General features: G+C 69.0%; 15 protein-coding genes. 6 read left to right on the top strand and 9 right to left on the bottom strand.

The window, feature by feature from the left end; genetic code table 11:
* Positions 1 to 4 precede the first annotated feature (4 nt).
* The 3 genes from AB8619_RS06055 to AB8619_RS06045 all read right to left on the bottom strand — a co-directional run bounded on the left by AB8619_RS06055 (position 5) and on the right by AB8619_RS06045 (position 12,564).
* Positions 5 to 4,747, bottom strand: coding sequence for a LamG-like jellyroll fold domain-containing protein (locus AB8619_RS06055; protein WP_436796351.1), 4,743 nt, complete (start codon positions 4,745 to 4,747; stop codon positions 5 to 7).
* 1,099 nt (positions 4,748 to 5,846) lie between these two features.
* Positions 5,847 to 11,153, bottom strand: a complete 5,307-nt coding sequence (locus tag AB8619_RS06050) for a hypothetical protein (RefSeq protein WP_436796350.1) — start codon at positions 11,151 to 11,153, stop codon at positions 5,847 to 5,849.
* 130 nt (positions 11,154 to 11,283) lie between these two features.
* On the bottom strand, positions 11,284 to 12,564 hold the full coding sequence (locus tag AB8619_RS06045) for an acyl-CoA dehydrogenase family protein (protein WP_436795563.1): 1,281 nt from the start codon (positions 12,562 to 12,564) through the stop codon (positions 11,284 to 11,286).
* 77 nt (positions 12,565 to 12,641) lie between these two features.
* Here AB8619_RS06045 and AB8619_RS06040 point away from each other — a divergent pair, with 77 nt between their 5' ends.
* On the top strand, positions 12,642 to 13,304 hold the full coding sequence (locus AB8619_RS06040; protein WP_436795562.1) for a TetR/AcrR family transcriptional regulator: 663 nt from the start codon (positions 12,642 to 12,644) through the stop codon (positions 13,302 to 13,304).
* 3 nt (positions 13,305 to 13,307) lie between these two features.
* Here AB8619_RS06040 and AB8619_RS06035 read toward each other — a convergent pair whose 3' ends face one another.
* Positions 13,308 to 14,321: a hypothetical protein gene (locus tag AB8619_RS06035; protein ID WP_436795561.1), complete on the bottom strand. Its 1,014-nt coding sequence runs from the start codon at positions 14,319 to 14,321 to the stop codon at positions 13,308 to 13,310.
* A gap of 228 nt (positions 14,322 to 14,549) precedes the next feature.
* Between AB8619_RS06035 and AB8619_RS06030 the strand changes: the two genes are divergently transcribed.
* Positions 14,550 to 15,389 (top strand): acyl-CoA thioesterase, encoded by an 840-nt coding sequence (locus AB8619_RS06030; RefSeq protein ID WP_436795560.1) that lies wholly within the window; start codon positions 14,550 to 14,552, stop codon positions 15,387 to 15,389.
* A 10-nt stretch (positions 15,390 to 15,399) separates the two neighbouring features.
* On the opposite strand, the gene AB8619_RS06025 is transcribed toward AB8619_RS06030, so the two are convergent.
* Positions 15,400 to 16,176 (bottom strand): sensor histidine kinase, encoded by a 777-nt coding sequence (locus AB8619_RS06025; protein WP_436795559.1) that lies wholly within the window; start codon positions 16,174 to 16,176, stop codon positions 15,400 to 15,402.
* A 202-nt stretch (positions 16,177 to 16,378) separates the two neighbouring features.
* On the opposite strand from AB8619_RS06025, the gene AB8619_RS06020 reads away from it, so the two are divergent.
* Together AB8619_RS06020 and AB8619_RS06015 are read left to right on the top strand one after the other, a co-directional pair.
* The gene (locus AB8619_RS06020) at positions 16,379 to 17,074 is read left to right on the top strand and encodes a GAF and ANTAR domain-containing protein (RefSeq protein ID WP_436795558.1); all 696 of its coding nucleotides are present in this window, start codon (positions 16,379 to 16,381) and stop codon (positions 17,072 to 17,074) included.
* A gap of 60 nt (positions 17,075 to 17,134) precedes the next feature.
* The gene (locus AB8619_RS06015) at positions 17,135 to 17,878 is read left to right on the top strand and encodes a GAF and ANTAR domain-containing protein (RefSeq protein ID WP_436795557.1); all 744 of its coding nucleotides are present in this window, start codon (positions 17,135 to 17,137) and stop codon (positions 17,876 to 17,878) included.
* 2 nt (positions 17,879 to 17,880) lie between these two features.
* Here AB8619_RS06015 and AB8619_RS06010 read toward each other — a convergent pair whose 3' ends face one another.
* Positions 17,881 to 18,849, bottom strand: coding sequence for a diadenylate cyclase (locus AB8619_RS06010; RefSeq protein WP_436795556.1), 969 nt, complete (start codon positions 18,847 to 18,849; stop codon positions 17,881 to 17,883).
* Positions 18,850 to 18,899: 50 nt separating this feature from the next.
* On the opposite strand from AB8619_RS06010, the gene AB8619_RS06005 reads away from it, so the two are divergent.
* Together AB8619_RS06005 and AB8619_RS06000 are read left to right on the top strand one after the other, a co-directional pair.
* Positions 18,900 to 20,147, top strand: coding sequence for a class I SAM-dependent rRNA methyltransferase (locus AB8619_RS06005; protein ID WP_436795555.1), 1,248 nt, complete (start codon positions 18,900 to 18,902; stop codon positions 20,145 to 20,147).
* Positions 20,144 to 21,283: a serine hydrolase domain-containing protein gene (locus AB8619_RS06000; RefSeq protein ID WP_436795554.1), complete on the top strand. Its 1,140-nt coding sequence runs from the start codon at positions 20,144 to 20,146 to the stop codon at positions 21,281 to 21,283. The genes AB8619_RS06005 and AB8619_RS06000 overlap by 4 nt, the downstream gene beginning before the upstream one ends.
* Positions 21,284 to 21,302: 19 nt before the next feature.
* Here the strand turns inward: AB8619_RS06000 and AB8619_RS05995 are convergent, their stop codons facing one another.
* Genes AB8619_RS05995 through AB8619_RS05985 form a run of 3 tightly spaced genes read right to left on the bottom strand, consistent with a single transcriptional unit; the run spans position 21,303 to position 23,228 of the window.
* Positions 21,303 to 22,151, bottom strand: coding sequence for a M15 family metallopeptidase (locus AB8619_RS05995; RefSeq protein WP_436795553.1), 849 nt, complete (start codon positions 22,149 to 22,151; stop codon positions 21,303 to 21,305).
* A 1-nt stretch (position 22,152) separates the two neighbouring features.
* On the bottom strand, positions 22,153 to 22,734 hold the full coding sequence (locus tag AB8619_RS05990) for a histidine phosphatase family protein (RefSeq protein ID WP_436795552.1): 582 nt from the start codon (positions 22,732 to 22,734) through the stop codon (positions 22,153 to 22,155).
* Complete coding sequence (locus AB8619_RS05985; protein ID WP_436795551.1) at positions 22,728 to 23,228, bottom strand: hypothetical protein; 501 nt, start codon at positions 23,226 to 23,228, stop codon at positions 22,728 to 22,730. Before AB8619_RS05985 ends, AB8619_RS05990 begins: the two co-directional genes overlap by 7 nt.

Genomic DNA, 23,228 nt, shown 5'->3' with positions numbered 1-23,228 from the left:
GCGCTCAGTGACTGCGGCGACGACGGATGCCGGCGGCGAAGAGACAGAGCAGGAGACCCCCCGCCAGCAGCAACAGGCCGAGCGACCCCGTGCGATCGGTGCTTGCACCGCTGGCGGCGAGATCCCGGACCGGTGAGTCCGCCGAGGCCCCGAGACCAGACGGCCCTCCGAGACTCTGTGCGGTGACGCTCCCGCTGGGCTCGGACGTGCCGGACTCCCCGGACGCCCCGGACGCCCCGCCGGCGGAGTTCACGGTCGTCGCCGAGTCCGAGCTGGCGAGGAAGTCGTCCGTGCCGTCGAAGACGGCCTCGATCTCGCCGTTCCGGAGCATGAGGCGGCGCATCTGTTGCGTGAGCGCCACCTGGCACGTCGCCCGACCGTCGGCATCGGTGACCGCGGTGCAGGTCGGTGTCCCGTCGGAGAACCGGAAGGCGACTTCGGCACCTTCGATCCCCCGCCCCGTGGCGTCGGAGCGCAGCAATGCCGAGAACTCGATCGACTTCGTTCGCAGTGACTCGACCTTCGACAGGTCGTCGAGCTCGAGGACGGTCGGTGCCCGCGTCACGGTGATCACGCCGTCGACCGCGCTGATCTCGTAGTCCGGGTCGCTCGCCCCCGCGCAGCTCGACACGTACGACCCCGCCGGACTCTCGTCGGTACTCGTCGACGTGCAGGTGGGCGCCACATCGAGGTCCGTGACGTCGTCTCCCGCAGCGAACCCTTCGAAGATGGGCGTGACCTCTGGCGGCGGCGTGCCGAAGGGATGCGACCCCGACGATGCCGTGACCTGCAGCGCCTTCGGCAACACCGTGATCGTGACGGTCGACGTCGCAGCGTCGTATCGCTCGTCGTCATCCGGCTCGAACGTCACCGACAGGGTGTGCGTACCGGCACCGAGCCGAGTCCCCGCAGTGGGTTCGTAGGAGAACGTGCCCGCAACGTCTGCGGTCGCATTCAGCAGCTCGGAGGTGAGCGTCGTCCCGTAGACGATGTCGGCTGGTTGCGGCCAGGTCAGCACCGGGACGCTCGGGTCGAGCGCCACCGTCGCGACATTCGACCACTCGTCTCCGTCGAAAGCCTGGAAAGTGAACTCGTCGGGGCCGCCGAATCCGGTGGCCGGCCGGTAGGTCCGGTCCGGCCCCGCGCCCTCGAGGAGGCCGTGCTCGGGCTGGTCGACGATCCGATACGTGATCGGATCGTCATCGACCGCGTCGAGCTCGATGGGCGTGCCCTCCGGACCGACGCCGTACGTGACCATCTGGTCCTGCGCGACCGGGGCCGAGTTCACGATCGTCCACACATGGGGTGTTGCCGTCCCCGTCGTGCCCGACAGAGTTGCCCGGACCTCGAAGCGATGGGTCCCGTCGGGCAGACGCTCGAAGGTCGTCGGCGACGTGCACGTCTCGAAATCGGCGTCGTCGAGGCGACACTCGAAGGTCGCACCCGGATCGGACGAGAAGATGAACGACGGCGTTCGGTCCGTGCTCGGATCCTCCGGAGCGCTCAGGATCTCGGCCCGCGGGTCGCTCGGTGTCACCGACCACTCCCACGTCGCCGGCGAGAGATCTTGGTTTCCGGCGGAGTCGACGGCCGCCACCGCCACCCGGTGGGGGCCGCTGCTGAGTCCGTCGACCGTCCACAAGCCGGGGCACGGCACCGGAGCACCACCATCGAGACTGCAGAGCAGGGACACGGCCTCGTTGCTGCCGGCGATCTTGGTGATCAGGAACGACGCCGACTCCGACGCCGTCTCCGCGGAGGGGCCGACGACGATGACCGTGTCCGGTGCGACGAAGTCCGGGGAGTCCGGGCCGAGGTCGACGGATGCCGAGTGGGAGATCGCTGCCGATCGTCCCGCGAGGTCGAATGCTCGGACCTGCACAGTGATGTCGGTGCCGTCGGCTTCGGGGACCGTGAGCGCGCCGCGCCAACGGTCGCCGTCGACGATGACGTCGGTCCAGTCACCGTCTTCGACCTTGACCTCGACCGAGGCGATCGTGCCGTCGTCGACGACGTCGCCGTGGAACCGGATGGTGTCGCTCCCGGCACCCCAGGTGTCGAGGGCGGTGATCACGGTCGAGTCCAGGGAGACCGTCGGCTCCTGCGTGTCGGCGAAGAACGTGACCGGAGCCGAGGTCTTGCTGGTTCCCGCCCAGTCCTCGACCACGATGCGCGCCGTGTGGGCTCCGCCGACCACGTCGACGGGGACACGAGCGTTGAACGTGGTGACCGCGCCGTCGGCGAAGTCCCGCCGCTCGACCTCGGATCCGTCCACGACGAGTGCCAGCGATCGGATCGATGCAGCAGCCTCGGCGACGATGCCCAGGTCGATCGGTCCGTCGACGGCGACGTGTCGGCCGTCCGTCGGGTCCACGACGGCAGCGCTCAGATCGGCAACGGGGATGCCGCCGTCGTCGACGAGGTGGTCGAGCGTCGTGCAGTTCCCGAACACGTCGCAGGCGGTGAACTCCACCTCGGACTCCGGGCCGCGCTCCCAGCGCGTGAACTCGGTCGTCATCCGCTCCAACTGGGGAAGGTCCGGGAACTGGGACTGGAGCGCCGCGTCGTCCTTGAGGACCTTGACGGGTGGCGCATCCGAACCCTCGTCGCAGTCGAAGGAGTCCGCGTCGAGGAACAGGTCCTCGGCGTCGCAGTCGTAGCGGACCTCGAACCGGGTACCACCGGTGTGCAGCTCTCCCGTGGCTGCGGCGTCCAGCACCAGTCGAGGGGCGGTCGTGTCGATGACCCCACGCCAGACATTGGGACGCACCGCTTGGTTCCCGAGCGCATCCGTGGCGCGCAGGTCGACCTGGTACGAATCCTCCAGGAGACCGTCGATCTCGAACGTCCACGACGTCTCGGTCACACCCGGACCCGACTCGGCCAGATCGACCGGGGCCCAGGTGAGCGGGTCGGGAAGGTCGTCCGTGCTCGCGCCGTCGGGTAGTGCGAGCAGCGTGGCGAGTGGTGTCAGCGAGATCTCGAGGGCGGTGATGCCCGCGCCGTCGGCGTCGGTCACCTGCCCCGCCAACTCGAGGACGTCGTCGCCGCCGATGGCGCGGCGGTCCGCGTCCCGGAGGCCGATCTGCACTTCGGGAGCGTTGGCATCGAGTCGGAGCACGGCCGCGACGTCGTCGTGGGCCGACACGTTGCCGACCCCATCGGTGGCGCGCACCCGGACATCCCACGCGCCGCTCACGTCGATGGCGGTGGTGGAGAACCGGTAGTCGAGCATCCATCGATCGCCGTCGAGTGTGGCGGGCTGCCAGTTCTCCTCCGTCGCTGCCGCTCCGGACGGCGAGGGCACGAGCTGGACCTCGACGCCGCCGGTCGCGATGCCGGAGACGGCGTCCGATGCCGAGCCCGAGAGCTGCACGATCGGCGCCCCCGTGGCGGGGTCGGACGCGGGCGCGACGGGGGTGTCCGGCAGCGCATCGAGCGAGACCTCGGGCGCCGTTCCGTCGACCACGACCGTGTGGAACCGCGCTCCGACGTTGCCGACCGCATCGGTCGCACGGATCCGGATCCCGTAGGACCCATCGACCACGGGCAACGCGAACGACCAGGTGTCGAGTCCGTCGGCGAGGACGTAGGGGGCGTCACCGACCTTCACCTCGACGCGGGCCACGCCCGAGCCGGAGTCGATCGCGTTGCCACTCAGGATGAACGTCCCCGGAGCATCGTCCGAGCCACCCGGCACCGGGCCGGGGACCGGCGCGACCGACACGAGGGGCGCGGCGCCGTCGACCTGGAGTCCGAGCTGTGCCGATGCCAGCAGCAGCGCCACCGGGTCGTGTGGTGTGAGCGTGAGCTCGGCCCACGGGTACCGGCCATCGTCGGCAGTTGCCTCGCTCTCCACGGCGACCAGGGCGCAGCGGTCGAGCGGCGTCTGCGTCATCAGCGGCTCGACCTCGTGCGGCGCAAGCGCACGGTCGAACATCTTGAAGTCGTCGATCAGGACGCCATCGCCGATGATCTGCACCTGCCCGAGTGCGGGATCGTCCATTGCGAATCCCTGCCCCCACGGCGTCCCGTCGACGTAGATCGCGCCGGAACCGGCGGCCGAGCGTGTGACGACCACGTGGTGCCACTCGTCGTCGAACAGCAACGGACGGGCGCCCCCGTCAGCCAGCTCGGTGCGGTGCGTGCCGCCTGCAGTCCACTTCACGCTGCTCGTCCGGACATCGAGCTGGTAGCCGTCGGCTTGTGGATCCCGGACCATCAGGAAGCGTTGGGAGGTGGTCGAGCCGGGGTCCTTCTTGACCCACAGCGCGAACGACGTGGACTCCCCCGTCGAGATGGGCAGATCGATGTCGGCTGGGAGACGCAGCGATGCCGCGAAGTCCGAGTCCGGCGCCGGAGCGGCGGCGAAGCCTGCGGCGGGCAGCGCCCCGGCGGCGTTCGTCCCGTGGTTCCCGAGCCGCGACGAGTCACGGAACTCCGTCGCCCCAGGCAGCTCCTCGAAGCGCAGGTCGACGACCGGCGTGGCGTCTCCGGTCTCACAGGCCAGCGAAGGACGCAGCGCGAAGCCCGCGTCGAGCTTGAGGAGTTCGCCGGGGGTCGCCGGCGCCAAGGGGTTGCCGCGCGGGGTCTGGCTGGTCAGGGCGTAGGCGTCGGAGAAGAGGCCGGCGACGACGTCGGCGTTGTCCGGGCCCACATAGCGGGCACCGATGAGCCATCCACCGACACCGGGGGCTCGGGCCACCACCGGGCTCTGGACGGAATTCGAGTTACCTTGCCCGACCATGATCACCCGTCGGGTGTCGAGCGCCGCCGACACCTCGGTGGCGTCGGCCTGGAACCGGGTGGCATAGATGCCGTCGACGGTCTGGTGGACGGCCGTCGCCACACCCGACTGGGTGTCGATGGCGAGATCCACGGCGTCTGCGGCACTCACGGTCGAGGGCAGCGGCTTGACGAAGTTCCAGGTCTTCCCCGCGGGCAGGCCCCGGTTCGCGACGATCACCGGCGCGCGCCCGCGCGCCCACGCCACGTCGAGCGTCGGAATCGGGTCGGTCGGTTGCTGGAAGTACGCCGACTCGACCAGCAGTTCGGACCCCACGGGCGCTCCCGTGCGGTCGTACTCCTGCGCCTTGAACTCGACCGCGACACGGCCGTCGGGCATGTCGGTGGTCCTCGTCCACACGAGGAGGAAGCGGTCGCCGTCGCTGGCGATCGCCGGTGCGTGCTCGTGCACCGTCGCGTTGACGCCGGGGACCCCGAACTGCGCGCGCGTGATGTTCGTGACTCCGTCCGTGACCGCGCCGGCGAGGCGATCGACCTGCCCGTTCACTCCTGCAAAGCCAGCCTTGAGCGTGTAGTTGAGCACCACCTCGTCGCAGTCGGCCGGGCAGTCCTGGAACTTGAACGTCGCGTCGAAGGTGCCGATCTTCGGCGACTCGCCGAGGAGCGTGAGCTCGAGCAGTTCCAACTGGCCCGACGGTGACCGGTGGAGCAGCGGCTTGCAGTTGGTGTCCTTCGGCGCTTCGTTGTCGCAGTTCCCGAGCCCGACCTCGCTCTCGCCGTCGGTCTCGACGACGGCCAGGTACCCGTGGGCGCAGAGGTCGGTCTGCTCGTTGATCGCGGTGGTGGAGCCTGCGCCGAGCGAGCCGGGTCCGTCGGCGACCGAATGCCACAACTGCTCGAACCTGCCGATGTCGAAGCCCGCCGTGGTGCGGTTCAGGTACACGCCGAACTCCGCGTTGTTGTTCTGGTCGCTGACGTCGACCACGCGGATCGAGTTCACGGTGACCGCCATGCAGTTCTGCGCGAATGGCCACACCGACATGCAATCGGCGTCGTCGGTGCACGCGGTGGTGACGCCACCGCTCTTGCGTTGCTTCCAGTCAGGGCGTGCAGGGCTCACCGTGGTGTCGGTGTCCCGGTCGAGTTCGAGCCGCGAGTCGAATCCGGTACCCAGGAGCCGCGGCCAGATGGACCCGAATCGGTTCCAATCGTGCGCTTCGTCGACCATGGCGTAGCTGTTGCGGGTGTCGACTCGCAGGGGAGCGACATCGACCGACCCGCGGAGGTCGGAGGACGGCATTGGCGTCCGCTCCGTCAGCGTGAGGTCCGGGGGCAACGGGTCCTGCACGAGCCGACCCCGCACTTCCGCGCCGATCCCGAGGTCGCCCGTGGCCCCGTCCGGGATCTCGACGGTGTCGGCCCGGGTGATGGTCTGGCGGTCCACGAAGGTCTCGGGATCGAACTCGACCGCGACCGGCAGCGGATCGTCGGCGGGCGTGTCGAGGTCGAGCACGCTGGCGGCCAGTGGCGCAGTGGCCTCGATCGTGGTCTCGACCTCGACCTGGTCGCCGGATCGGACGAACCCACGGGGCGCATCCGAGGTCATCGTGACCGACAACGGAGGAACGTTCGCCGCGCGGGTTGAAGGCGCGGTCGTCCTCGTCGAAGAGACCGTCCTCGGCGAGGAAGCGCTCGGCCTCGTCACCGATGCCATCGAGGTCGGTGTCGGAAGAGAGGGGGTCGGAGGTCACGTGGACCGTTCGTCCCGTGCCGCCGAGGGTGATGCTCCACCCCTCGACCTCCTCGGCGTCGGACAGTCCATCGCGGTCGGTGTCGATGACCGCCGGATCGGTGCCGGCACGGAATTCGGCCGCATCGTCGAGTCCGTCACCATCGGTGTCCGCGCTCGTGGCCGAGAAGGCCAGTCCGGCTTCTCGCTGCGCGAACTCGAACGCGTCGCTCATGCCGTCGCCGTCGGTGTCCCACGCTCGGTCATCGGGGTCGAGTCCGCCACTGGCGGCGGAGCGGAGTCCGTCGCCGTCGAAGTCGTCCATGGTCTCGAACGCCGGGTCCCATGCGAACCGGTTTCCGGTCGGGGTCGTGGCCAGGAAGGCGTCGATCGTCGCGGGGAGGACGTCGAAGTGGACGGGATCGAACGTCGTCGCGTTGGAGCCGGTGAAGGGCTCGACGTCACAGATGAACGGAAGCAGGTATGGCACCCAACATTCCAGGGTCGGGACGGCGTACGCCATGTTGAGGTGATATTGGAACGGTCGACCGATTCCGTGCTCGGAGAACGGAATCGCCGCAGGAGCGTTGACACGCTGGGTCGCAGACGACTCCAGCAGATTCGCGAAGGCATAGGTCGAATCCGACGGCCTCGGGGAGTCCCACTCCGACTTCATGTCGCCGAGTTCGGCCTCCAGTCCTGCGGTCGACGGTTCCGGCGACGTCACCGAGTACTCGAACGTCGCCGACGTGAGGGTGTCGGCGGAGAAGTAGTACGGCTTGATGTTGAAGTCGTTGTCGGGAGCGAGGTGTTCGAGCTTGGAGGTCACGTCGAGGGCGACGTCGAGACTGTTCCCCACCGCGTAGCCGAGGCCCGGCGTGTGCAGCGCGAACATCGGCTCGTCGTCGGGCGCGGCGACGGACACGAGATCGCTTCGTCCGAGATCGACCAGGGGTTTGTAGCTGTAGAGGAAGTCGGCGAAGAGCGTGATGACGCTCCCCCCGATGGTGAAGCACTGTCCGTCGACCGTCAGTGCGTCGCGGTCGTCGTCAGTGCCGAGTTCGCAGATCAGGCTGAGGATGCCATCGATCACCGAGATGACGGCCACGAGGAGGGCGCCGGCGACACTCAGAGTGAGCACGGCGAGCAACACGATGAAGATCGACGTCGCCAGGACCGTGCTCAGCGCGGCGTTGAACGCGGGTGTTCCGGCCACGATGCCGTTGCCGACCATCTCGGCGATGAAGAACCCCCACACGACACCGAGGATGATCACCGTCCCGATGGCCGTCGCGTTCTTGGTTGTTCCCAGCACCTTCGAGCTGGTCGTCATCAACCCCATCGTGGTCTGTCCGAGCGCGAGCGCCTCTCTCGCGACGTTGGCGAAGGGGACGAACACGAAGAGCGAGGCGACCGTGCCGGCGACCGACGCCGCCACACCGAGCGCGAACTGTGCATCAGGGTTGCCGTCGAGTGCGTAGGCGACGGCAACACCGACGGCGGCGATGCCGACCACTGCTGCACCGACAAGCAAGCTCTTCGGCACGGCCTTCCGTAGCGTCGAGAACGTCCCCCGGCTGCCGATCTGTTGCCAGATCTTCGCCGCCGAGTCCCCCGCGTTCTCGAGCCGCTTGAGATGCACGGACTGTGCGACGATCTTGGCGGCACGAGCAGCACCGGAGGCCGCGGCCCGGAGATCCTCGTCGCTCTCCGGAACGAACGGCGCGATGTTCGTGGTGGTTCCGCCGGCGTCGGTCGTGGACAGCACCGTGCTGATGCCGTTGGCGACCGCGAGGTAGTACCCCATCATCACGATGTTCTGACCTCGCACGATGGCGGGGTCGAGTGGACCGTCGACCGACTCGTCGTGGAGCTGCGTCGGGTCGTTCAGATCCATGTTCACATCGGTGTACCGGTCTTCGAGTCGGTCGCCGACCTGCTCGACCTCACAGCGGGACCAGACCGGAGCGCTCGCGTCACCACCGCAGTACGAACTCCATGTGATGCCGGAGATCCGGGAACGTTCGATCGCAGGGACGAGCTCGACGCGCAGGTCGTGCCCGGCCCATCCGACCCGCCCGTCGGCGACGCTCACCTCATCGAGGCTGACCGTCCGACTGTCCGACGCATAGGCGGTCATCACCAATGGCATCGGCGAGGCGACGGGATCCCAGGCGGCAGCGGCTCCGTACCGGGGCAGCACATCGTCGTAGATGTCCTCGGTGACCGCGCGCATGGCGTCGTCGAACGTGGCGTGCGAGCGCTCCTCCACCGAGAACACATCAGGAAGGCCGTAGCGCTCGTCGATGGTCGTCGCCGAGTCGTGATCGAATCGTGCCGCCAGGCTGTCGATCTGGAGTGCATAGACGTCGCCGCCGGCGCCGTCGGGAACCGCGGTGAGCAGGCGCTCGCTGAGCACCTCGGCCAGCGCCCACGTCGGACCGTTCTCGAGTGCATCGTCGTCGACGGCCGGGTCCTCGTGGATCACTGCGGTCTGCGCGCCGTGCTCCTCGGAGACCTGGAGGCCGGTGAGCGTCCAGTCGCCGAAGTAGGTGTGCACGGTCTGGGGCCGGTCGTAGCGATAGCCGTCGGAACCACAGACCGAGTCGAGCGGGACGTCCGGGTCGCTGGGGAGCGGGTCGGGGTCGCCTGGGGTGCAGGCGATGTCGTTGTCGACGCGCACCGCCCACGTCAGTCGGACCTCGTGGGCGTCGCCCCAGGTCCGCCCGGCGGCCGGGGACTGATAGCGCATGCGACCACCGAACGCGACCTTCTCCCCGGACCGCTCGTCGGAGATCATGCTGAGCGGCACGTACGCGGTGTTGGGGTTCTCGGCGTCGTTGAGCCGCACCGAGTACGGCTGGAGGGCATCGGCGTCCGGCACGACCGGCGCGTTGGTCGGGAAGCGGATCTCGAGCATCGGCACGAGGCTGAGGTCGTCGGGGCTGTCGTTCACGTCTCGGATCTGCCCCAGCGAGTCGCTGGGCCAGTCGAGCGGACGGAGCGCGTACTGGAGATGGTCGGCGTTCCCCGGCCGGAGCTGGAACTGCACGAACGTCGTCACGCCACCCGGCGTCAGCCCGTCGAGCGTCAGCGCCAGCGGGTTCGCGTCGTCGAACGTCGCGGCTCCCGCAGTGAAGGGTGAGATGTCGCGATGGTCGGGAACGTGGTCGTCGTCGTTGTCGGTGTCGAACAGATCGGGGACGCCGTCGCCGTCGGTGTCCGACGGAGCGCCGCTGTCGGTGATGTCCCACTCGAGCGAGTCGGGGATGCCGTCCTCGTTGCTGTCCGGACGGTTCGGGTCCGGATACCAGACCGTCGTCCCACCCGCGAGCGTGAAGCCCTCGAGTTCGACCAGATCGGAGTAGCCGTCACCGTCGGTGTCGTCGGTCAGCGGATCGGTGTCGACCTGGACCTCTTCACCGTCGGTGAGTCCGTCACCGTCACTGTCCGGTAGCGCTGGGTCGGTCCCGTACTCGTGCTCCTCCGCGTCGGTGAGCCCGTCACCGTCGCCGTCCTCGGTCTGGAGCAGCTGCGGGATCGCCACCGACGACCGCCGATCCACGTGGGGATCGGCGATGTTCGCACCTTCCAGCTGCACCGCTCGGGTGAGCTCGGCGATCTGGTCGGCGTCCGTCGTCGCCGCCGCCGGCGCGACCGACGGTGCTGCCATCGCGGTGCCGGTCATGGCGGACGAGGTCGATGCGAGGGGGCCGGCGATGAGCACGGCCAGGGACACGGTGACGATCAGGGCTGTGCGCGCGACGTCGGGCCGACGGCGAGCCACCAGGAAGACCGCCACGGCGAGCAGGGCGATCGGCGCCAGGTCTTCCGCCAGTCGACCGGCAGCACCCAGCGGCTCGAGAACGATCCGGGACACGAAGGTCGACTGCGCCGAGCTCGCGTAGCCGTAGCGGGAGAAGTCGGTGGTGATGTTCGCAGTGACGACCGATTGGCCATCGGGCGGGAACTGCACCGTCAGCTCATGCCGGAGTGGCCGCCCGCTCGACGCATCGACCCACAGCTCGCCGGTGCCGGTCATGTCGCGGTACTGGGCCGGAATCGCCACGCGCGCTCCGGCCGGCAGCTCACCTCGGTCTCGCTTCGCCGCCGTCACCTCGCGTCCCAACGCCGCCGCGAACTCCGCGCCGTCCAGGTCGAAGCCGTACCGGGTGGCGTCGATGCCGGCGACAGCACCCAGGTCCACGACATTGGTGGCGCCGAGGAGGAAGCTCAGCTGGTCGCCCTGCGGGGCGAAACCCGGGACGTCCTGCGCGGACTCCTCCCATCCCCCGTCGCCACGACGCTGGTAGGTCGCCCCGTCGGCCATACGGAAGCCGGCGGAGGCGTCTGCCGCGTAGCTGCTCGCCTCGTTCAACCACATCGAGAACTCGGTCTCGGACCGTTCGAGGTCGGCTGCACCCTCGAGGTGGAGGTGATCGGTGTGGCTCGACGAACCGGCGTTCTGTGCGTTCGCCACCGGCGCCGTGACGGCCTCGACGTCACTGGTGAACCGGTACGAGCCAGACTCCCGGGCGCGCTCGAACGCTGCAGCGACGGGGTCGGGGTCGGGCGAGGCCAGCAGCGACGGTGTCACGGCCAGGAGGCCGATCACCACCAGGACGAGCGCCCATCGCCGCCCCATCGCCTTCGTGTGTCGGCGCGATCCTCGAGTCATACCCACAGCGGCGAAGGGTACGAATCGCCCCTCATCACCCCGTCATCACGACCCCCGACTCCCGTTCTGGTGAACGCTCGCGCCATCTGGTGGTCGCATCGACGTACCAGAACGGGGTGGGGGTGGCGGGTCAGCGGCGCTTGGAGAGGTATTCCTTCCAACCCTCGGCCGACTTGCGCAGATCGGGGTCGGCCTTGAAGCGAGGCTCGAACTTCTCCCATGCCTCCTCGACCTTGTACGGGATGTACTCGCGGGGGAAGTAGCCCTCGTGCGGGCGGTACCCCTTGAGCACCCGTCGGGCGACGGTCGACTTGTGGACCTCGTCGGCACCGTCGGCCAGGCCCATCGTGGGGGCGGCGGCGTACATGTCCTGCAGCGGCGTGAGGTTGGTCGTGCCGAGGGAACCGTGGATGTGGAGGGCGTCGAACGACACCTCCCGGAGCACCCGCGCCATCGTGAACTTCACCGCAGCGATGTCGGTGCGGGCTTCCTGGGTGGAGGTCTGGTCGATCTTCCACGCGGTCTCGAGGACGTAGAGACGCAGCATCTTGAGTTTGGCGTAGCTCTCGGCGATCTTCTCCTGCACCATCTGGTGCTCGCCGATGATCGCGCCGTGCGACTCACGCGACAGCGCCCGCTCGCACATCATGTCGAAGGCCAGGGTGCACTGGGCGATGGTCCGCATGGCGTGATGGATGCGACCACCACCGAGTCGTCGCTGGGCCAGGACCTTGGCACCGTCTTCCGGGCCGAGCAGGTGGTCGGCCGGGACGCGTACGTCGACGTACTTGATGTGGTTGTGGTTGCGGGGCTCCGGCATGATCTCGACGCCCGGGGTGTCGCGGGGCACGACGAACATGCCGTTGGTGCACATCACGAAGAGGATGTCGGCGACGCGACCGGCGCTGGTGAACCACTTCTCGCCGTTGATGACCCACTCGTCGCCGTCCTTGACCGCATGGGTCTTGAACAGGTTGGGGTCCGAACCGCCCTGGGGCTCGGTCATCGAGTACGCCGAGAACATCTCCTGGTTGATGAGCGGCGTCAGCCACCGCTCCTTCTGCTCGTCGGTGCCGTAGGCCGCGAGCATCTCCATGTTGCCGGTGTCGGGGGCGGCCGCGCCGAAGAGCTGTGGTGCCGCCGGGTACTTGCCGAGGATCTCGTTGACGAGCCCGAGCTTGAGCTGACCGAAGCCGGGGCCGCCGAGTTCCTCGTCGAGGAACAACGCCCAGAGGCCTTGGTCCTTGACCTCCTGCTGGAGCTCGCGCACGAGCTCGCGAACCTTGGGGTCGGGCAGTCGGACCGCGTGGGGGAACACGTAGTGCAGAGGACCGACCTTCTCCTCGCAGAACTGCTGAATCCAGTCCAGCTTCTCCTGGAACTCGGGTTCGGTCTGGAAGTCCCATGCCATGGCGAGTCTCTTCTCCGTACGTTAGATGATGCGGTCGACCCAGAGAGTAATACAGATGCGGTAACGTTGCGAGCAGCATGGAACGCGACACCACCACCGGTCGGGAGAAGCTCCTCACCGCAGCGCGCGAGCTCTTCGCCACGCAGGACATCGAGACGGTGTCGCTCCGGGAGATCACGCGGCGGGCCGGCCAGCGGAACACGAACGCGGTCCAGTACCACTTCGGCGACCGCAAGGCGTTGCTGCTCGCCGTGCTCGCGCCCCACCACGAGCTGGTCGCAGCACGGCGATCCGCGCTGCTCGACGCTCTCGACCGCGACTCCGACCCACCGCTGCGGGTACTCGCCGACGCACTGGTGCGGCCGTCGGCGGCGATGCTCGCCGAGCCCGGCGGTCGCGAGTACCTCCAGATCGTGGCCCGGCTCGTCCGCGACCCCGCGGCCATGCGCGAGCGTGGCATCGCCGACGGAGCCCTCGGCCGATGGGACCGCATCGCGCAGGCCGCCATGCCGAAGGAGACCCTCCCGCTGCATCGGCGCTTCTCGGCGATGCAGTTGTGCTTCAACGAACTCGGCCGACGAGCGGCGACGGGTCGGCGCGCCGATCACCGACTGTTCGTCAGCGACCTGGTCGACCTTGCTGTCGGTGTGCTCGGCGCCCCGGTGTCGGACGAGACACTCGACCTGCTGACGGAGCGCGACTCGTCGTCCGGGACCTCGGCGGCCCGCTCCCGCTCCTGAGGCTCACGGCAGGGTGCGGAGCACCCAGTCGGCGAGGAGCGGGTCGACGATGACCGTGTCGCGCTCGCGGGTGACGAGGTGACCGGCATCAACCAGCGCATTGCGTGCCGCGGTGATCGACGAGGTCGACAGATCGTGGAAGCGACCCTCGGCTGCGGCGAACGGCGCTCCGGTGCGCGCCACGGCCCGGAGAACCGCTCGCTGTGACGACGGCAGGGCGCTGAAGAAGTCGCGCATCGACGTGGCGGCCCGCGATCGCACCCGCTCGATGGCGCGCTCCCAGACCTCGGGGGTCGCCTCGGTCCCCGGATCCGTCCGCCACCACACAGCATCGGCCAGCTCCATCGAGCGCTGCGGGTGTCCGTTCCCGAAAGTGGCGACGGCGTCCGCGGCCATCCCGGCAATTCGCCCCGTGGACCGGAAGCCGTCGTGGACCAACTCCCCGACCAACGACTGGTCGAGCGGACCCAGGTCCATGCGCTGGGCCTGGCTGTAGAAGGGCTGATCGGTGTCCCCGAACAGGCGAGACATCATCGTCGGTTTCGATCCGGCGAACGCGAGACCCACATCGCGGTATGCGGGCTGCAGGTGGGTCCGGGCGACCTCGAGGACGTGATCGACCCCGACCGCGTCGGCCACCTCGTCGATGACGATCACCGTCGACTGCCGACTCGCGGCTTCGACGAGGGTCTCGAGCAACGTATGGATGGTCGCCACCGGATCCGGGGCGTCAGGACCCGGTCGCCGGAGCTCGGCGGTCACGACACCGAGATGCAGGCTGAGCGAACCGGCGATCCGGTCCACGGCCTCGCGGAACGGCCCGGTCGAGGTCTGCAGTGCCGCTCCGAGACGGACGGCGAAGTCGGCGGCGGACGACAGTCCGTAGAGATCGAGCCAGACCGTCGTCGTCGGCTCCACCTGGTCGAGCAGCCACACGGCCCGGCGCAGGAGGCTGGTCTTGCCGTAGCGGCGCGGCGCGATCAACGCAACGGGCTGTCGACCCCCGAGCAGGCGCACGAGATCGCCCGCCTCCGCGTTCGCGACCCCGCACCTCGTCGGCTTCGAGTGGCCCGGCGTTGGGGAATGGCGTTCGCTCCACGTTCGTATACTACCTCGGCGTAGTAGCCGACCACTACCATTTCGTGGTAGCGGTCCGCTGACGCCGACAGGCACTCGGCAAGGGGTTCGTCGAGCGGCGCACAACCCGATTGCCCGGGCGGCGCCACGCCGACAAGGTTGCGGGCCATGGGCGACCTGGGGGAAGACACGATCATCGAGCGACTCGACGAGTTCCACTTTCGTGGGACGCCGTCGGCCGACTGGGAGATCTGGGGACCGATGGGCGGCTACATCGCGAGCTTCGCCCTCCGAGCCGCCGGAGTGTGCACGACGATGCCCCATCCCACCTCGTTCTCGTGCCACTACCTCGGGGTGGCGCGCTTCGAACCGATCGACATCGTCGTCACGCCGCGACGCCAGGGCCGGGCAGCAGCCTCGCACCGCGTGGAGATCTCGCAGGACGACCGGTCGATCCTCGACGCGATGGTGTGGTCGGTTGCCGACAACGAAGGGTTGGACCACGACGAGTTGAGTCCACCCGACGTGCCGGGTCCCGACGACCTGCCGTCCACCGAAGAGTTGTTGCCCGATGACGCGGAGCCACCATTCGCCTTCTGGCGGAACCTGGATGCCAAGCCGATCGCGTTCGAGGCCGAGTGGCCACCGCCCGATCCCCGACCGGCGATCTGGCAGGAGTGGCTGCAGTTCCGCCCCGCCGCGACCTTTGCCGACGAGTGGGTGGACGCCTCGCGATCGCTCATCCTCGTCGATCTCCCGAGCTGGCCCGCGGCCCATCGTCCACATGCATGGAAGAAGCCCGCCGTGATGGCACCGACACTCGACCTGAACGTGGCATTTCACCGACCGGCGCTCGACCAGCCCTGGTTGCTCTGCGACGGCGCAGCACCGTTGTCGACCCGAGGGATGTTCGGATGGACCGCGCGTGTGTGGTCACCGGGCGGTCGCCTCCATGCCTCGGGCGGCGGGCAGTGCCTCTACCGACCTCTGCCCGCTGCAACAGACTGAGCGACCTCCGTCACCCCGGAAGCGTCAGACGGAAACAACCGCCGTCGCCGGGTTCGTACTCGAGGTCACCGCCCATCGCCCGGGCGAGGTCGCGGGCGATCGACAGTCCCAGACCGGTCCCCCGCTTCGAGGGGTGCCGAGATCGCGACGCCTGCGAGAACCGGTCGAAGAGGACAGGGATGAACTCGTCCGGGACGCCGAGACCGTGATCCCGGACCACGAGCGCCACACGGTCTCCGGTCCTCGTTGCCGACACGACGATCGGCGGGGCGCCACACTGCTCGGCGTTCGCGAGCAGGTTCCCGAGGATCTGCGCGAGTCGCCGACGGTCCACTCGAGCAATCAGGCCGCGGTCGATGTCGAGTTCGACACCATCGAGGCCGCAGTCGGTGACGCTCGACTCGACCGCATCGAGCAGGACGATCGGCTCGACCATCAGCCGGAGCATGTCCGCGTCGATCGTCTGTACCGCCAACAGGTCCTCGATCAATGCGTCGATCCGACGGATCTGTCGCTGGACCGTCTGGGCGCTGTCCTGTCGCTCCTCGTCGGAGATCACGACCGACTCGTCGACGAGGAGTCCGACGTGCCCATCGATCGCGACCAGTGGATTCCGCAGATCGTGGATCACCATCGAGAGCATGCGGTCCCGCTGCTCGAGTGCCGACTCCAACGTCGCGATCCGCGCCGCGGCACCCCAGATCGCCGTCGGAGCGGCGCGGCGCTCGTTGGACGACGGCGGCGGACGGCCACAGACGACACAGGTTTCGGCTCCGACACTGTCCATCACGGTTCGTCCTCGCTGAACGATGGATCGTGCGACCGGGGTCCGGAGCCGCTTCTTCCCGCGAATCATACACGGGTACCGAATCGGTGCGTCCGAGGGGGGTAGCGTCGGCTCGTACCTCTCGCATCGTCACCGACCGATCGACCGGGTCGATCAAAACTTGTCGGAGCCCCACCCCACGCCCTGTCCAGGAGCCATCGCGATGCACGCAGACCGACTCGCTCGAGTGGCCGCGGTCCTCACCGACCAGGACGACCGTCCCGTGCTCGAGCGTCTTCTCGACGCCAGCGTCGAGATGCTGGACGCCGACGGGGCGGGAATTGCGATCATCAGCGAGGGGCAGCACCAGGGAGCGCTCGCCCTGTCGGCCGGCACCCTCGACGGGGTCGACGAGCTCCAGTTCACGCTGGGAGAAGGACCCTGCCTCGACGCCGATCGATCCGCGAGGCCCGTGCTGGAGGGCGACCTCGCAGCGTGCGCAGCCCGCTGGCCGGTGTTCGTACCCGAGGCGATGGCTCGGGGCGTCTACGCCGTGTTCGCGTTCCCGATGCGGATCGGATCGATCCGAATGGGCGTCTACAGCATCTACCGTGACCGCCCGGAACGACTCGCGGATGAAGACATCGGCGACGCACTCGCCATCTGCCAGGTCGCGACCCACCTCCTCCTCGACCTCGAGGAGGACCTCAATGCCGACGCCCTCCCTGCCCAACTGGAGGACGTGATCGGCCAGCGGCGGGAGATCCACCAGGCCACCGGCATGGTCGCGGCACAACTCGGTCTGTCCCCCAACGACGCGATGGCCCGCCTCCGGGCCTACTCGTGGGCGCAGGAGCGAACCATCCACGAGGTCGCACTGGACGTGGTGACCGGTGCGCTCCGATTCACCGACCAATGAACGAACGAACGACACGGGCTCGAACGACCTACATTTGGAACCGATCCCGGAGGGAAAGTCATGGATGACCCGCGTCGCATCGCCTCGGTCTTCGTCGAACTCGCCGACACGCTCGTCACCGACTTCGACGTGGTCGACTTCATGACACTCCTCGCCGATCGATGCGTCGAGTTGCTGCACGCCGACCAGGCGGGCGTGCTCCTCGCCGACTCCGACGGGCGCCTCCACTCGGTTGCGTCGTCCGACGACTCCGCGCAACTCCTCGACCTCTTCGAACTCCAGAACCAAGAGGGACCCTGTTTCGACTGTTTCCACTCGGGCGAAGCGGTCATCAACCAGGCCATGGACGATCCGGCGGGACCGTGGCCCCTCTTCGCTGCCGAGGCGACCCGCCTGGGCTTCTCGGTCGCGCACGCGATCCCGATGCGGCTCCGGGGCGACGTCATCGGCGCCGTCAACGTGTTCTCCGCCGGCTCGGATCAGATCCCCGCCGAGGATGCGGCGCTCGGTCAAGCGCTCGCAGACGTCGCCACGATCGGCCTGCTCCAGGAGCGGACCATCCGTGAAGCGCTACGACTCAGCGAGCAGTTGCAGGCCGCGCTCACCAGCCGGGTCGTGATCGAGCAGGCCAAGGGGATGCTCGCCGAGCGGCTCGACGTGTCGATGGACGTCGCCTTCGGCCTGCTCCGGGGGTACGCGCGGAACGAGAATCTCCGACTCTCCCTCGTCGCCGAAGCCATCCTCGAGGGCGACATCTCCGCCGACCGCCTCGACCCCGGCGGGACCGATCCGACCGCACGCTGAGGTCAGTCGCCAGCCGAACGGCCGAGGAGCGCTCCGGCACGCAGCACGGTGACCGGCCCGTCCTCGCTCACGGCGATGACCACGGCATCGGGGACGTCGTAGCTGAACCGTCGAGCCGACGTGTGCCGGGTGCCCCCGATCGCCCGTACCTCGGCCTCGGCCGCCCGGCTGGGGATCAGTCGGACGCCCATTCGACGAAGCGTCCCCGTGTGATCGAACACCGTCGCGCCATCGGTCTGCGCGAGGGCGTGACGCAGCGGAGCCAGGTCGTTGGGACGATCGATCTGCAACGCCGGCGGAATGGGCATCCGTGTCTCGTGGCCGACGCCGAGGTCGCCGCTCTCGTGCAGGATCAACAAGGACCCGACGCCACGAGCGCCGAGGTCGTGCACCGCGAAGTCGAGGAGGAGTCCGAGAATCGTCAGCCCGGCATCGGAGCGACAGCCGGGGATGTCGACGAGCCAGCTCTCGAGCGGTGGCTCATGGTGCCAGCCCGACGCATCGCGACGAATGACCCCACCCGGGCCGACGACGCGGACCACACCGCTCGGGTGGCGTTGGACGACGAGCCCACCCGATGCGCCGGCGAGGATGACGATGTCGCGCTCCGAGCTCGCCGACCGGTCGAAGACCACGAGTTCGTCGACACCGCCACCGTCGCGGATCGCCCAACTCGATATCCCGTCGGCGAACCGGCGGATCTGTGCGTCGCCGAACTCGGTGGTGGGCCGCCGCTCGGCATCGAGTTGCGTCGTCGTGGCCCAGGTCTCGACGGGCGACGTGGGCCCGATGATCGAGCCGTAGCTCGGGACCCGACGCTCGTGCACCGGAGGTCGCAGCGCATAGTCGAGTTCTTCGAGCACGGTGTCGGCTCGCTCGTCGTCGAGCACGAACCCCACGCCCTCCTCGACCATCTCCTCGCCCAACCGACGGAGACGGGGTTCGGTCGGTTCGGCACGGCCACGGTCCATGCCGAAACGATACGTGCGAGTACCGTCGATCACTCCCGACCCGGAGTCCCATGAACGACCTCGATCCCCTCGCCGCCCTCCCGGGCCCGGCCGACCGCCGTGTCGCCGCCCGGATCACGAAGGACGCGCTCCGCCAGGTCCGCAGCGGGCATCCGTGGATCTTCGACGGGTCGATCACCTCGGTCAGCCACGACGGGGCGGCGGGTGATCTCGCCGTCGTCTTCGACGACAAGCGCAAGTTCGCCGCCATCGGCCTCTACGACCCCGACTCCCCCATCCGGATCCGGGTGCTCCACGTGGGCCCACCACGAGCGATCGACCAGGCGCACTGGACCGAACGCATCGCATCGGCGCTCGACCGTCGCCGCTCGCTCGTCGACGACGCCGCGACGACCGGGTATCGCTGTGTCCACGGCGAGAACGACGGGCTTCCCGGCCTGGTCATCGACCGGTACGACGAGACCGCCGTCGTCAAGGTCTACAGCGCCGCGTGGATCCCCCACTTCCGCGATGTCGTCCGGGCCTTCGTCGACCTCACCGGTGTCGAGCGTGTGGTGGCACGTACGAGCCGTACCGTCGCCACCGGCCCCACGGCCGACCTCCAGGATGGTTCGGCGTTGGTCGGCACCTTGCCGGTCGGACCGGTGACGTTCCGCGAACACGGTCTCGCCTTCGAGGCCGACGTGGTCCGCGGTCAGAAGACCGGCCACTTCCTCGACCAACGCGAGAACCGACGTCTCGTCGGCGAGCGCTCGGCGGGGGCACGGGTCCTCGACGTCTTCTGTTGCACCGGCGGGTTCAGCGTGCACGCCGCCGCCGGCGGCGCCTCCGAAGTCCACAGCGTCGACCTCAGCCAACCGGCCCTCGACACGGCGAAGCGCAACATGGCCGCCAACCGCGACCGACCGGCGGTCGCCGCTGCTCGCCACGCCGTCACGTGCGGCGATGCATTCGAGGTCCTCGAGTCGCTGGCATCCCGGGGCGAGCGCTACGACGTCGTCGTGATCGATCCGCCGTCGTTCGCCTCGAGGTCAGACCAGGTCGATCGGGCGCTCCGCGCCTACGCCCACCTCACACGCCTGGGGCTCGCGGTGGTCCGCCCCGGCGGCATGCTCGTCCAGTCGTCGTGTTCGAGCCGCATCGACGAGCAGGCGTTCCACCGCACGATCCGCGAGTCGGCGACGGCGCAAGGCGCCGTGCTCACCGAGTGGCGACGCACCACCCATGCCGTCGACCATCCGGTCGGCTTCGCCGAAGGGGCCTATCTCAAGACGCTGTTCGCGACGGTGGGCCGGTGACCGGAGCGCCGGTCCACGGGACGTGGGCCGACCGCTTCAGTCCGGTGGTCGACGCGTTCGCACAGAACTTCGTCGACCACGGCGAGGTCGGCGCGGGCGTCCACGTCATCGTCGACGGGACGCCCGTCGTCGACATCTGGGGCGGCCACGTCGACGCGGATCGAACCGTCGAGTGGGCAGCGGACACGCTCGTGAACGTGTACTCGGTCGGCAAGGCGTTCGCGGCGACCCTGGTGCTCCGACTCGTCGACGAGGGGCGAATCGATCTCGACGCCCCGGTGGCCAGCTATTGGCCGGACTTCGCCCAGAACGGCAAGGGCCGGGCGACGGTCCGCCACCTGCTCTGTCACCGGGTGGGTGTCCCCGCGATCCGCGAACAACTGACGGACGACGATCTGTTCGACTTCGAGACCATGGTCGACGCGGTGGCGCGCACCGAGCCGTGGTGGACGCCCGGCGAAGGGCACGCCTACCACACCAACACCTACGGCCATCTGACCGGCGGTCTGCTGGCGGCGGTCACCGGCGAGCGACCCGGGATGCTCCTGCGTCGTCATCTCGCCGAGCCCCTGGGCGCCGACGTCCACGTGGGCGTGGCCGATGCCGACCTCGATCGCTGCGCCGACGTCGTCTGGGCCGGCGGCATCATGCGCGTCGACTTCGACGACATCGAGCGACTCGGTCCCGACCAACAGTTGGCCGCACTCAGCTACGTCAATCCGCCTGGCTATTCGTCGATGGGCGTCGTCAACAGCCGTGCCTGGCGACAGACCGAGGTCCCGTCGACCAACACCCATGCCACCGCTCGTGGGGTCGCGCGCGTCTACGGCGGCATCATCGACGGCAACGTCCTCTCCGACGAGGTCCTCGCCGAGGCCGTGCGGGTGCAGTCGGCCGGCTGGTGCCCGCTGCTCGGCCAGGACGTCAGCTTCGGTCTCGGCTTCCAGCCATGGACCGAGGCGCGCCCCCTGGGGCGGACGCCGGGCAGCTACGGGCACTTCGGGTCCGGTGGGGCGCTCGGATTCGCCGACCCAACTCGGCGGATCGCGTTCGGCTACGTGATGAACCACGTCGTCCCTCGATGGCAGAGCCCGCGCAATCGGGCGCTGGTCGACGCGGTCTACGACTGCCTCTGAACTCGTCGGCAGCGAGTGCTCAACGACCGTTGGCCGACACGTGCATCCAGTCCTTCGACGACTGCCACCGTCCACCCCAACCCCATCCCCCGGACACGAAACCCTCGACATCGTCGCCGGTGACAACGCCCGGCCGCTCGGGCCGGTCGACGTACCAGGACGCCAGTTCGGGGATGACCACGTCGTCGCGTACGTAAGGGTTGTGGAAGGGGTTGATGTCGACCGCCCGCCCGAACGCGTGCTGCGACCACGACGTCGACCCGACCGAGGGGCGGCAGACGAATGCCGACGTGTTGTTCCCGTCGCCCGTCGGTGGAACGTCGAGCTCGTCGGCGCGGACGACACGCATCTCCTCGATCGGGAACCGACGCCGGAACAGGGCCTCGAACCCGGACACCATCACGTCGACGGCGTCGCGGTGGACCAGGAGTTCGCCGGTGTGGGCGAGACCGTCGAATCCCCAGAACGACACGGTCAGGTAGCGCAGGTCGGCCACTGCGACCGGGCAGGCGTCGGTCCAGGTCGACCGGGCGATCACGTCGGCGGGCGGTTCGGTGACCGAGGACGAGAAGTCGTCGTCAACCGGCGGAGGCAGGAGGTCGATCGTCGCGAATCGTCGGTCGACCAGTTCCGGTGGTGTCGGCTGGATCTCGCCGAGGCCATCGGGGCGGAGCGGGAGCGCCCGCCGGCCCAGCCACGCAGGACGCGGACTCGTCGACAGCGTCGACGTGGTCGTCTGGGCGATGCCAGTCGTCGTCGAGGTCGCGGTCGCGGTCGGCGCCCGCCCCGCAACCGATCCGCCGTCCGGCGAGGCGCACGATGCCGCCGCCAGGGCCAACGACAGCGCGAGCAGGGGACCCCGGCGCATGTCAGGTCCGCAGGTCGGCGAGGTGATCCACGATGTTGAAGGCATGCAGGCTCGGACCTCGCTCGGACACCGCGATGCGCGTGACCGACGCCGGAGCGACGTACATACGCCAGGCCACTTCGTCGCCGACGCCCAACGCCCACGCGGCCGATGCCTTGATCGGCGACACATGGGTGACCACCACCACGTCGGTGTCCGTCGCGGCCTCGACGAGGTCGGCGCAGGCAGCGCGTACCCGCTCCCCCAGCGTGCGCATGCTCTCGCCACCGGGTGGGGCAAACGACGGATCGGCGCGCCAGCGCGCCCAGACGTCCGGGTCGATCTCGGTCATCGGGACGCCGTCGAAGTCGCCGTAGTCGAGCTCCACGAATCGGTCGTCGACGTCGACGCTCTGGCCCCACGCAGCGGCGGTCTCCCGCGTCCGGGCCAGCGGTGAAGCGACGATCCGGTCGACCGGCCCGACGGCGGCGGCCATGGCGGCGGCCTGCTCGCGTCCCACCTCGTCGAGCCCGACGTCGAGGCGACCCAGGAGACGCCCCTCGCGGTTCGCCTGCGTGCGTCCGTGACGTACGACGATCAGCACTGACCGACCACCGGTGGTGTCGTGGCGCGAGGCAGTTGACCCGTGGCCCGGAACTGTCGTCGATTGCGCGGATCGTCGAGGCCGACTCGCCGGTACCACCAGAGGCCGAGACCGACGCCGGCGACCTCGAGCAGGATCGAGACCGCCCCACGATCCAGTTCGGGCGCACCGGCATCGCTGAGCCCGAAGCCCGAGAGCGGCCACCAGAAGGCCTGGGTGTCGGCCCATGTGCCGGAGAACACGAGGTACGCGAACAAGCCGATCGGGATGCCGAGCCAACGGCGCCGCACCAATCGCCGACCCTGGGTCGACAGCATCACCGCGGCGAGGACCACCACGGCGGTCACCAGCGAGTGCAGCGGACCCGGCCGGCCGAGGGCGACCTCGGCGACGGGCAGGACAGCACCGACCATCACCAGGCGGTAGTCGAGCGCAGGGCTGTCGAAGACCGCCCACACGCCGACGGCGGCGGTCGCGACGTACCAGAGGAACAC

The organism is Actinospongiicola halichondriae, assembly GCF_049103745.1.
Taxonomy (GTDB): Bacteria; Actinomycetota; Acidimicrobiia; order Acidimicrobiales; family Salinilacustritrichaceae; genus Salinilacustrithrix; species Salinilacustrithrix halichondriae.
This window is presented reverse-complemented; position numbering and strand designations above follow the sequence as displayed.

Coding starts and splice junctions, on each gene's coding strand:
- AB8619_RS06055 (WP_436796351.1), bottom strand. CDS start 4,747: ATGGTCGGGCAAGGTAACTCGAATTCCGTCCAGAGCCCGGTGGTGGCC.
- AB8619_RS06050 (WP_436796350.1), bottom strand. CDS start 11,153: ATGACTCGAGGATCGCGCCGACACACGAAGGCGATGGGGCGGCGATGG.
- AB8619_RS06045 (WP_436795563.1), bottom strand. CDS start 12,564: ATGGCATGGGACTTCCAGACCGAACCCGAGTTCCAGGAGAAGCTGGAC.
- AB8619_RS06040 (WP_436795562.1), top strand. CDS start 12,642: ATGGAACGCGACACCACCACCGGTCGGGAGAAGCTCCTCACCGCAGCG.
- AB8619_RS06030 (WP_436795560.1), top strand. CDS start 14,550: ATGGGCGACCTGGGGGAAGACACGATCATCGAGCGACTCGACGAGTTC.
- AB8619_RS06025 (WP_436795559.1), bottom strand. CDS start 16,176: ATGGACAGTGTCGGAGCCGAAACCTGTGTCGTCTGTGGCCGTCCGCCG.
- AB8619_RS06020 (WP_436795558.1), top strand. CDS start 16,379: ATGCACGCAGACCGACTCGCTCGAGTGGCCGCGGTCCTCACCGACCAG.
- AB8619_RS06015 (WP_436795557.1), top strand. CDS start 17,135: ATGGATGACCCGCGTCGCATCGCCTCGGTCTTCGTCGAACTCGCCGAC.
- AB8619_RS06010 (WP_436795556.1), bottom strand. CDS start 18,849: ATGGACCGTGGCCGTGCCGAACCGACCGAACCCCGTCTCCGTCGGTTG.
- AB8619_RS06005 (WP_436795555.1), top strand. CDS start 18,900: ATGAACGACCTCGATCCCCTCGCCGCCCTCCCGGGCCCGGCCGACCGC.
- AB8619_RS05995 (WP_436795553.1), bottom strand. CDS start 22,151: ATGCGCCGGGGTCCCCTGCTCGCGCTGTCGTTGGCCCTGGCGGCGGCA.